This is a genomic window from Nitrospirae bacterium CG2_30_53_67, from assembly GCA_001873285.1.
Taxonomy (GTDB): domain Bacteria; phylum CG2-30-53-67; class CG2-30-53-67; order CG2-30-53-67; family CG2-30-53-67; genus CG2-30-53-67.
Map to the genome: position 1 here is coordinate 1 of MNYV01000174.1, position 10,358 is coordinate 10,358.

Here is a 10,358-nt window from a genome sequence, read left to right on the forward strand (position 1 = left end):
CTCATCGAGCGTCAGGGGGAGGTGCAGGAAAAGCTCGATGCGCTGAATGCCTGGGATCTGGACTCACGGCTGGAGATGGCCATGGATGCCCTGCGCTGTCCGGCGGGCGACACGCCGGTCAAGGTCCTCTCCGGCGGAGAGAAGCGCCGCGTGGCGCTCTGCCGGCTCCTCCTTCAGAATCCGGACATCCTGCTCCTTGACGAGCCGACCAACCATCTGGACGCCGAGTCCGTGGCCTGGCTGGAGCGCCATCTGAAGAGCTATGCCGGGACCATCATCGCCGTGACCCATGACCGTTATTTTCTGGACAACGTGGCCGGGTGGATCCTGGAGCTGGACCGCGGCCAGGGGATTCCGTGGCACGGAAACTATTCCTCCTGGCTGGGGCAGAAACAGGAAAAGCTCAAGCGCGAGGAGAAGAGCGAAAGCGAACGGCAGAAGACCCTGCAGCGGGAACTGGAGTGGATCCGGATGTCGCCGAAAGGACGCCATGCCAAATCAAAGGCGCGCATCCATTCCTATGAATCCCTGCTGACCCAGGACAGCGAAAAACGGGCAAAGGACCTGGAGATCTATATCCCGCCGGGCCCTCGGCTGGGAAGGACGGTCATCGAGGCCGAAAACGTGAGCAAGACCTACGGCGACAGAATCCTGATGGAAGCCCTTTCTTTCTCACTTCCGCCCGGCGGTATCGTGGGGATCATCGGCCCGAACGGAGCCGGGAAGACCACCCTGTTCCGGATGATCACCGGCCAGGAAACGCCCGATACCGGCACGATCAGGATCGGGGAGACGGTCAAGCCGGCCTATGTGGACCAGAGCCGGGATGTTCTCGATCCGGAGAAGACCATCTGGGAGGTGATCTCCGAAGGCGAAGAGGTGATCCAGCTCGGGAAGAGGGAGGTCAACTCACGCGCCTATGTGGCGCGGTTTAATTTCTCCGGCGCCGACCAGCAGAAAAAGGTCGGCATACTCTCCGGAGGCGAGAGGAACCGGGTCCACCTGGCACGGATCCTGAAACAAGAGGCCAATGTGCTCCTTCTCGACGAGCCGACCAATGACCTGGATGTGAACACCATGCGCGCCCTGGAGGAGGCGCTGGAGAACTTTGCGGGATGCGCCGTGGTCATCAGCCACGACCGGTGGTTCCTGGACCGGATCGCCACCCATATCCTCGCCTTCGAGGGGGAGAGCCGCGTGGTCTGGTTCGACGGGAATTATTCAGAGTACGAGGCGGACAGAAGGGCCCGGCTCGGCGGCGCCGCGGACCAGCCGCACCGGATCAAATACCGGCAGTTGACAAGATGACGGGTCGCCTGTGCCTTGGCTGATCCCGCAAAACCCCGGATCATCCGTTATTGACGACGTCAATGAGACTTCGCAGCCGGCTGAAGTCTTTCCGGTTGAAATCAACAACCAGCCTCGGCAGATGGGCGATCTCAGGCTCATCGGCCTCTGCCGGAAGAGGCCCGGAGAGGGAGAGGCCGCCCCGGGGTGACAGGATATCGGAAAAGCGCCCCTTGAGTTCCATGACCCTCGACGGGTCAATGGCGGAACTCAGACGAATCACCAGTTTCTCTCCAACGAACCTCATGCTGTGATAGCGTCGGTAGAAGTGATCAATCTTTGCCAGCGCATCATCCGCCGACTCCACCCGTTCGAAGAGATCAAAGTCCGTGCCGCTGATATAACCGTGGGCCAGAAGCTCCTTCTTGAAGAATTTGAGCCACTGCGACCAGTAGGAGCCGCCCGGTTCATCCACCAGGATGAGCGGCATGGGATCCCGTTTCCCGGTCTGCAGGAGCGTGAGGGTCTCCATGGCCTCATCGAGCGTGCCGAACCCGCCAGGGAAAAGGACGATGGCATTCGCTTCCTTAATAAAGGCCACCTTCCGGTTGAAAAAATATTTATACATAATATAACGGGGGTTCCCCTGAAGGACATAGTTGGGCTTTTGTTCAAAAGGAAGGCGGATGTTGACCCCGAAGGAGTTTTCCGGTCCGGCGCCTTCGTTCACAGCCTGCATGATCCCCGGACCGCCGCCGGTGATCACCATGTAACCGGACTGAACCAATTTTTTTCCGAAAAGACGGGCCATCTCGTATATGGGCTCATCAGACTTGGTCCTGGCCGAGCCGAAGACGGTTATTTTTTTCACGTGCCGGTAAGGGCTGAAGACCTTGACCGTAAAACGCATCTCCTTCAAGGTGCTGTTCATGAATTTCAGGTCGGCCTTGTTCACGTCCTCCTGCCCGGCCTTCAGTGCCGCCAGGATCATCTCCCGGACGATTTCCGGGTGATAGATCCCCCCGATCCGTTTGATCAACTGGTCGATGGCCTCGTCTGCAGGACCGTTGGTTCTGGTAAAGTGCAGTTCCATGTAATGATATCCCTCCTATATCTTATCCCGGACGTCCTTGCGTCTCAGGGTTAAAGATCGTTTAGAGTTTATTTGAATTCTAATCAATTTACCATGGAATAAGCAAGCTTAAAACATATTGCATCTTTTCCGTTTTTCTTGTATCTTAACCGGCATGAGTATAAGAAAGAGCCTTTACAGCGTCCGCAAGAAACTGCGGCCCGTAAAAAAAGAAAGCGGGAAATCCGTTGACGAGATCGTCCGGGAACTGAAAAAAATGCGCCCTGAAAGTGAAGGCTACAGAGAGCGTTCGCTTAAGATTCACGGGCTCATCTGCGCCAAATGCGCAAGGGAGTTTGAATACAAAGACAGACATCTCCTGACCGTACACCATAAGGATGGAAATCACATGAACAACCCGTCTGACGGGTCCAACTGGGAGAACCTGTGCATTTACTGCCATGATGATGAGCACAGCCGGGGACGTCTGGGGAGCTATCTGAGCGATCAGGAATAGATCAAGAGATCTTTCAACCGTTAAGTAAGTGGTCCTGTTCGTAAATATGGTAACGTACCGAGAGGGTCGTAGGGCGGTCTCATCAAGGCGCGCGACTGAGGCGTACCCACTGTGGTACACCGCAAGGAGTGCAACGCCGAGGAGATCGCCCTACGGCACCTGTCTGCAATGGCACAGGCAGGCTCGAATGCGATCGTATTTACGAATAGGGCCACTAAGGAGGAAACCATGATCAAGAATAGAAAGCCGGCTGTCTTTGCAATCCTCATCGTTTTGCTTTTGTCCATCACCGCCGCCGGGTGCCTCACGGTCGGCCATGAATTTCGTGTCGACGCCGTATCCAGGATCCGCATCGGCGAGACCACCCGCCTGCAAATCGGCGATATCTTCGGGCCGCCGTGGCGTACGGGCATAGAAGACGGGAAAACAACATGGACCTACGCCCATTACCGTTACTCCATGCTCGGAGAATCCATGACCAGGGACCTGGTCATCCGCTTTGATGATCATGGTGTCGTGACCTCTTATACCTTCAACTCATCTTATCCGGAAGACCAGAGGCGGTAAATAAAGTTCCCCCGCAAAAGAGGGTCCTTAAGACCCTCTTCATCTTCCACGGGAAGGGACGGGAAATGTTCCATGAAGGCTCGGGCGAAGAGGCCGGCCCCCGCAGTTTGGACCGTTCCGGACGCAGACTCTATGCTCACGTCACGCACCCCGCAGCTCGGCGATCTGCATTTGAAGATAAAACCGCAAAGTTTCTCCAGTTCAAGTTCCGGAAGTTTTTTCTTTGCCCATTGCAGGATCCGGCTTGTGTGGTCAACCCCGGTCACCAGGGTCACAAGTCGAGGCGTCTCAGGGCCGGGAACTAAATGCATCGGCTCCCTGGGCACAGGAAGCCCGCATTCCACCTCCGGGCATACGGGGACCCAGTCAACAAACCCTTCCAGATTCTCTTTCAAAGAGGGATTCAGCCGGTGCCCGCCGTCATAACGGACCTTCTCACCCAGGAGGCAGGCGCTTACCCCTATCTTGATCCGATCTTTCATGAGTCATGCAACCTTGATGGGCGATGATCCTGTCAGTATAGGGCATAAATCAGAACCCTTCAGAATCCGCTTCACCCGCTGATCCTGAAGCGGACCTCCCGTACAAACGAGACAAAGCGCCCGGCCCACTCCGGAGCGCCCGCATGGTGAAGATGGGCATAGGAGGCCAGGACGTTTTTGTAGAGGATGCCGTCATGTTCCCCGTCTATTCCCTGTCCTCGGGCCAGCCGGTAGGCGAAGTCCGCCTTCCCCAGGTTCGCCGCCCGTGAATGGTGAAATTCATGCGCCCGGACCTCGGTCTCTCCCGGAGACCATGGCCCTTTCCCCGTAGGCTTAAGGATCACATAGCCGTGCCCCATGGGACGGGGGAGCATCTCGATGTCACAGGGGAGCGCGCCCACCATGGACCGTGTCCGGCTGCGAAAGGATATGGAACGAGACAGGTACATCAGCCCCCCGCATTCGGCATAGACCGGCATCCCTTGTTCGATGGCAGACCGGATCTCGGCACGGAGAGTGACGTTCTTCTCCAGCGCATCCATAAAGATCTCCGGGAATCCGCCGCCGATATAAAGGCCGCCGACCTCCGGCAGGTGCGGATCTCTCAACGTATTGAATGGGACCAGCTCGGCGCCAGCCATGCTTAGAGCCTGCAGGTTCTCCGGGTAATAAAAGGTAAAGGCGGGATCCGAAGCCAGCCCGAGCCTGACATCCGGAACCGGAAAAGAAACAAGATCCTCAGGTTGCACGGGCATCATGGGAGCCGAACCGGCCAGTTCCAGGATCCGGTCGAGGTTGAGGTATTCGTTCACGGCATGGGCGATTCTTTCGATGACCGGGTGCAGTCCGGCATCCTCCTTGAGCGGGGTGAGCCCCAAGTGACGCTCTTCAATGAAAAGCTCTTTTTTGTCCGGAACGGCCCCGACCACCTCCATGCCGCAATAGTAGTCGAGAGCTTCCCTCAGTTTCTTCTCATGCCGAGATCCCCGGACTCGGTTCAGGATCACCGATGCGATGTGGGTCTCCGGCTCGAATTTCTGGTGTCCGAGGATCAGGGGGGCCACCCCACGGGTCATCCGGAGGGTATTGACCACAAGGATTGAAGGAGCCTTGAGAAGCCTCGCAAGGGCGGCGGTGCTGTCCGTACCCTTGAGATCAAGCCCGTCGTAAAACCCCATGTTCCCTTCGATCACGGAGAGATCCGAACCCCGGCTCGCCGCTGCAAACGTCTCGAGGATGTTCCGTTCCCCCATCATAAAGAAATCGAGGTTCCGGCATTCCCGTCCTGAGGCCGCGGTCAGCCACATGGGATCAATGAAATCCGGCCCCTTCTTGAAAGGCTGGACAGAAAGCCCTGAATCCTTGAACGCTGCGCAAAGACCGAGGCTGATGGTCGATTTCCCGGAACTCCGGTGCGGGGCGGAGATCACAATACGGGGTCTTGCCTGTTCCATGAAGGCTCCACGAATCCCAAGGAAGAATTTTCATCGATATATTAAGGTTCTCATAGATACGACATCATATCGAAAATCCCTCCCCCGATAAACCTATTCGAGGGCAGGCTCTAACCTCCCTTTTCTAAAGGCTTGCCCCCTCTTATTTAAGAGGGGGCAAGGGGGAGTTATCCCTCTGAGGGGCAAGGGGGAGTTATCCCTCTGAGGGGCAAGGGGAGATTTTATGAACCATGTCTATTCTATTTCGATACTATTAATAACTGCCGATTTCACGAGACATGGTACCTTTCCAAAGGCGTAAAAATCAAGCGAATAAAAAATTCTTGACCAACGGCCATTCCATATCGGATAATAAAATTAATCATCCAATGGATTTTATAATGAAATGCGTCATCAGGTACCAACCCATCCTTCGGAAGACCAGCCCCGAAGACGCGGCCGCGCTCAAGGCCGCCTATCTCGCCGGGGACGGCCTCTGCCCTGCCTGCAAAAGAGAGGGGTTTTCCGTGCCCATTGAAGAGCGGTTCGGAGAGACCCCTTGAGAAGGCGACGGAACCTACGCCGTGTGCGCAGGACTTAAACATGCCGCCCATCTGGATTAGAAGAAAGCCTGCGCCGGAATCCAAAGGCGGGCCGGATCATTGACTGATGAATCGGATCAGCTTCTTTGCATCGTGCACAGCCCGTCCCCCTGCGTCATTGTTAAAATAACAGAAGACCCTCTTTCCGACACCGGCCCATTCACGGATCTTCTTTGCCTCCGACCTCAGCTCAGGTTCCGCATATCCGGAGGCATAGAGCTCCTGCGGCCCATGCCGGCGGATGTAGATGATCCCGGATCTGCGGGGGTCACGGACATTCAGATTCGGCCAGTCGGCAAGGCAGAGCGATGCACGGTATCGCCGGAGAAGACCCCCGACCTCGTCGCATACCCAGGTGGGATTGCGAAACTCGAAGACACAAACGGGGCGCCTCACGAGACTCTGCGATTTGAGGTACTTGAGCATGGACTCCAGACGTTCAATGTTCACCTTCCAGAACGGCGGGAGTTGAAACAGCAGGGGGCCGAGCTTTCTCCCCAATCCTGAGACGTTCTCCAGGAATGCCTTCATGGAGCTCTCCGGCTCGGAGAGCTTCTTCATGTGGGTGACAAACCGGCTCACCTTAACGGCAAATATAAATCCTTCGGGGACCGTATCCCTCCAATTTTCAAAGGTCTCTTTCTTGGGGAGGTGGTAAAATGAATTGTTGATCTCGACCGTTTGAAAGTGATCGGCGTAAAAGGCGAGCCATGCTCTTTGTCTGAGCTCAGGAGGATAAAAAACCCCGTCTCCCCAGTGAGGATAGTTCCAGCCCGAGGTCCCGATGAAGATATTCCCTGAAGTTCCGGCCGACCGCCCCTTCGTTGTCATTCCGAGGGAGCGGAGCGACCGAGGAATCTTTGCCTCTGACATGAGGAATACACCATCTTTAACCAACCACCAACTCAAACGGGAAAGGCTTGTGATAGTAAACCACTACTTTGTCCATATAACGTCTCCTTCCTTTACCTTGTCTGTGGGATAAGCAGTTATTAGGAAACCTTTCATCCCCATCTGAATGCTTTTCATAAAGGGCTACTCCAAAATAACAAAATACCTAAGCCTGACCCCACGCATGACTCAAATCTAATTTCCCAAGAGCAAGGAGAAATAGGAAAGCAACCAACAGAACGATCACCGAGATCTTAAATCCGCCTTTTGATGATACGAGAAACTCAGGGGGTACAGAGAAATTCAAAGTAGGAATATTCTGAACCCCGGTCCATGGAATTGAAACTTGGATGGCACTTCCCGGACTGCACACCCGGCCGGGTATGTGCGCCCGTTTGAAGGGGAAAAATGCACTGCAAGAAGGAGATGATACGTCTGAAGGGGGCGGCGGGGCAATCCACCACCCTACAGGATTTCCCCGCCGCTCTCTTCTTCAATACCGGATGTCAGATCCCTTAAACGAAAAGATTGATCTTGGCGTCGCTCGCGATATCCAGATAGCTCGCCGCGCCCACAAACTCACACCCATCGATAAAATCACTCTGATGAAAACCGAAGAGTTCGACCGTCATCTGGCAGGCCAGCATCTTGACCCCGGCTTCCATACACAGGCTTCTGAGCTGTTCGATGGTGGCAACGCCGTTATTGGCGATGGTCTTCTTCATCAGGACGGTAGCCAAGTTCTCATATCCAGGAATATTGGCCTGAACAATATTCGGGATGTTCCAACTGATATTCCGGAACCATTTGGGACCCATAGGCATCTTCATGGGCATGGCCGGGTTGCCCAAGGGGCTGACCGTGGCTGTGATCTTTTTCTTGAGCAGGGTCAGACCATAAAAGGTAAAGAAGATGCTGACTTCATAATCAAGCGCCGCCGCCGTGGAACCGAGAATAAAAGGCGGATAGGCCCAGTCCAATGTTCCCTTACTTGCAATGATCGTCATCTTCGTCCCCATACGTCTCTCCTTTTTTTTCGGCTGAGTTTCAAGTCAGCCTTTGGTTTAAGAAGCCCCAAACACCTGAAGGCAGTACGGTTTTATATCCGACTTCCCTTTCTCAACGATCCATGTCTTAGTCCCGGCATGGACACTGAACACCTTCCAATATATTCCAATTCTTGACTTCTCTTACCGCCCCTCGATAGGCCGAGACCCATACATGATCTAACCATGTTGTGGTACATTACCAGAAGAAAAAGTAAAATGGAAGAAAAAAATTTATTCCCAGTGTTTTTTTGGGGGATGGGATTTTTAAGACCATACAACCCTTGGCAGACGGCTTTTGTCAAATTTAACGTGTCACATATTTAGCGTTCTCAAACGATTCGATAAGATCCCGGCTTTCTCATTCCTCCGGGCCTTTGCCCTTCTTAAAAATGATGTGCGTTTCATCTGTTAGAAGTCCGCAGGCCGTGTAATTGACCACCCATAACAGAATGGCGACAATGGGGATGGCCACAATGGCGATGCCCATTCCAGGACCTGTGGATTCGTTCAGCTCTCTTGCAGAGTAGATCAGGTAAAAAAACCAGCCGAAAAAACTTAAAATAAAGAGATTGAAACAAAGGACCATTACAATTTGGATAATGTACGCGCTCTTGGCCTGGACTTTGATCATGGATCTGCCTCCTATTCAGTGTTTGTCGTGAATGGCCGGGACCTCTTTCTGATCCCCGCTCATCTCTATTTTCATTTCGGTCTTCTGAATCAGGACCGGTTGATACAGATAATTGACATAGGCCTTGACGATCACATCCTTGTCCGGAACGACCATGAACCTGAACGTCTCGGTCCGGGTTTCATGCGGGGAAATCCGGTTGTCTTCAACAAAGCGGGCGGGCTTCCACATGAGATCCGCATCCCCGGAAAATTCCTCTCCGGTCTCTTGGTCCACCAGTTTTTTTCTGTAAACCTTCTGCCGGATCACGGTCTTTCCATCGGGAACCGTTTTGACCTCACAGATCAGAACCAGATTTCTCGAAGGGATGCCGGTAGGCAATTTATGCCCTGAACCTGTATTGGTCAAACTCACGACAACAGTGAGGTTGCCCCCTCTTCTTTCCACCTTCTCAAGTCGTGTGACGATATCATCATGTTCATGTTCCGTTTTGACAGGCGGCGCGTCTTTAGAATGGATCCCTCCGCTGAGTGAATCTTTGAACATCCGCATCCTGGGGTCTTTCACTTTCCCCTCTGCATGGGGCACATGGCAGCTTTGACATGGAATGCCCTGTCCGGCGTAAGGACTTTTCTTCCATTCCGTATAGGTCCCCAATAAAGATACGCCATTTTCATCTGAGTACTCATGGCACCCTGCGCAGAATTCCGAAGAAGCAAGGACCGGATTTTTTTTGATATCGTGATACGTTCGATCCCGTTTCCAATCCACGCCGGCCTTGCTTAAGAGCGGATTCATGGCCATCGGGCTCGCCCGTCCGGACAAATCCACATCCTTGACCGCGTGGCAGAAATCACAGGTGACACCTTCTCTGGTTATCTCAAGTTCCTGATCAAAATCTTTGGTTAACAAGACCGTGGGCGCATGACATCTCAGGCAGAATTTTTTCGCCTGACCTCCTGTTCGGGTATAGACCAGAGCATAGGTTGATTCAAAGATGGGATCGTCCATGGAATGGGCGTGCATGGACAAACTCCACGTCTTAAAGATTTCCTGGTGACACTGACCGCATATTTTCGCAGGAATATATATCCTTTGACGTCCCGTCTCGCTCTCGGTCAGTGGTTCGGCCTGCAAAGAAAACAGAGGCCGTTCCATCAGTAAAGCAGTCAGGATGACCAGCACAGCCATCAGGATGGAACAGCGTGTTTTGAACTCATGAGTGTGCCGGTTCCCGGGTATTGAACGCCGGTTTTGTTGTGTTTGAAGCGTATGAGAAGAAACCAAGTTTTTCTCCTGATGGCGCTTGTACAGGAATTCGATTCTTTAATTTTATATGCAACGGTTGTGCCATCCAAGAGAAAAAAGGGAGAAGTTTCCCAACAAATTGTTTTTCAAAGGATTTTTTAAATAAGGATCCCCATTTAAAAACTGTCCTGAAACCGGTCAGTGTCCGGAAATGCAGTGACTTGTTTTTAACTTTAAAATCAAACTGTTGAAACAGATAGCCTCAAGATTGTTATGAAAAGTGTATGGAAACCGGTCGTTTTTCTTTTATCCCTGAACTTTGTCCGGCCCTGGTCCAACAGGCACTCAACTTGTGATAAAATATGGCCTTATCCATTTATCAATCTTCCTTTCCGGGTGAGCCTTCAATTTGGCATACCTTTTGCTTGACGGAATCTTAATCAGGTTCTTTATGAACCGTCGCTTCGGAAGTTTTCATTGATCTCCTTTCAAGGAGGGGAATTCCATGACAAGGCGATCCGCCACCGGCATGATCTTCTGTGCGCTCTTAAGCGCCATGGCGGTGTCACTGTTTTGCAT

General features: G+C 53.2%; 10 protein-coding genes. 3 read left to right on the top strand and 7 right to left on the bottom strand.

The window, feature by feature from the left end; genetic code table 11:
* Window positions 1-1,308, top strand: a 1,308-nt coding sequence (locus AUK29_10710) for an energy-dependent translational throttle protein EttA (GenBank protein ID OIP60946.1), incomplete at its 5' end; no start/stop codon positions are given.
* Between the two features lie 40 nt (window positions 1,309-1,348).
* Here the strand turns inward: AUK29_10710 and AUK29_10715 are convergent.
* Window positions 1,349-2,380: a Rossman fold protein, TIGR00730 family gene (locus tag AUK29_10715; GenBank protein ID OIP60947.1), complete on the bottom strand. Its 1,032-nt coding sequence runs from the start codon at window positions 2,378-2,380 to the stop codon at window positions 1,349-1,351.
* Between the two features lie 154 nt (window positions 2,381-2,534).
* Here AUK29_10715 and AUK29_10720 point away from each other — a divergent pair, with 154 nt between their 5' ends.
* Both AUK29_10720 and AUK29_10725 read left to right on the top strand, forming a co-directional pair.
* Window positions 2,535-2,876 (top strand): HNH endonuclease, encoded by a 342-nt coding sequence (locus tag AUK29_10720; GenBank protein ID OIP60954.1) that lies wholly within the window; start codon window positions 2,535-2,537, stop codon window positions 2,874-2,876.
* Between the two features lie 228 nt (window positions 2,877-3,104).
* Window positions 3,105-3,443: a hypothetical protein gene (locus AUK29_10725; GenBank protein ID OIP60948.1), complete on the top strand. Its 339-nt coding sequence runs from the start codon at window positions 3,105-3,107 to the stop codon at window positions 3,441-3,443.
* Here AUK29_10725 and AUK29_10730 read toward each other — a convergent pair.
* From AUK29_10730 to AUK29_10755, 6 genes are all read right to left on the bottom strand, one after another.
* Complete coding sequence (locus tag AUK29_10730) at window positions 3,419-3,925, bottom strand: hypothetical protein (protein OIP60949.1); 507 nt, start codon at window positions 3,923-3,925, stop codon at window positions 3,419-3,421. The two genes, AUK29_10725 and AUK29_10730, sit on opposite strands and share 25 nt — an antisense overlap.
* A 71-nt stretch (window positions 3,926-3,996) precedes the next feature.
* Window positions 3,997-5,379 carry a cobyrinic acid a,c-diamide synthase gene (locus tag AUK29_10735; GenBank protein ID OIP60950.1) on the bottom strand — a complete coding sequence of 461 codons (1,383 nt, stop codon included), beginning with the start codon at window positions 5,377-5,379 and terminating at the stop codon, window positions 3,997-3,999.
* 638 nt (window positions 5,380-6,017) lie between these two features.
* On the bottom strand, window positions 6,018-6,791 hold the full coding sequence (locus AUK29_10740; GenBank protein ID OIP60955.1) for a hypothetical protein: 774 nt from the start codon (window positions 6,789-6,791) through the stop codon (window positions 6,018-6,020).
* Between the two features lie 575 nt (window positions 6,792-7,366).
* Window positions 7,367-7,870, bottom strand: coding sequence for an NADH dehydrogenase (locus AUK29_10745; protein ID OIP60951.1), 504 nt, complete (start codon window positions 7,868-7,870; stop codon window positions 7,367-7,369).
* A gap of 388 nt (window positions 7,871-8,258) precedes the next feature.
* Window positions 8,259-8,531, bottom strand: a complete 273-nt coding sequence (locus tag AUK29_10750) for a hypothetical protein (GenBank protein OIP60952.1) — start codon at window positions 8,529-8,531, stop codon at window positions 8,259-8,261.
* A gap of 15 nt (window positions 8,532-8,546) precedes the next feature.
* On the bottom strand, window positions 8,547-9,722 hold the full coding sequence (locus tag AUK29_10755; GenBank protein ID OIP60953.1) for a hypothetical protein: 1,176 nt from the start codon (window positions 9,720-9,722) through the stop codon (window positions 8,547-8,549).
* Between the last annotated feature and the right edge of the window lie 636 nt (window positions 9,723-10,358).